This window comes from Salifodinibacter halophilus (genome assembly GCA_012999515.1).
In the GTDB taxonomy this organism is placed as follows: domain Bacteria; phylum Pseudomonadota; class Gammaproteobacteria; order Nevskiales; family Salinisphaeraceae; genus Salifodinibacter; species Salifodinibacter halophilus.
The window spans coordinates 1-240 of record JABEEB010000655.1 but is presented as its reverse complement, the minus strand read 5'-3'; the positions used below and the strand labels follow the sequence as shown (position 1 = coordinate 240).

Sequence of the window (240 nt, the reverse complement as noted above, 5' to 3'; positions counted from 1 at the left end):
AGGTCGCGCCCGACCCAGCCCGAACCGCGGCCGTCGTCGGTGCGCACGGTGCAGGTGTAGTTGAAGCTGGTCGCGCTCTGGTAGCCGAAGTTGCCCTTGCTGTTGGCGAAGGCGACGAAGCTCTGGCCGTCTTCGAGGAAGCCGGCCGCGGTGAGCTTGGCCTCGCGGCACGGCCCGATCGAATCGGCGGCGACCTTGGCCCGGAACTCCGGGTCGATCGCCGCGGTGGAGGCGGCGAAG

General features: G+C 70.4%; 1 protein-coding gene. It reads right to left on the bottom strand.

Translation table 11 applies throughout. From position 1 onward, the window contains the following. Nucleotides 1-240: TldD/PmbA family protein (locus tag HKX41_13195; protein NNC25090.1), on the bottom strand; the 240-nt coding region annotated here is incomplete at both ends.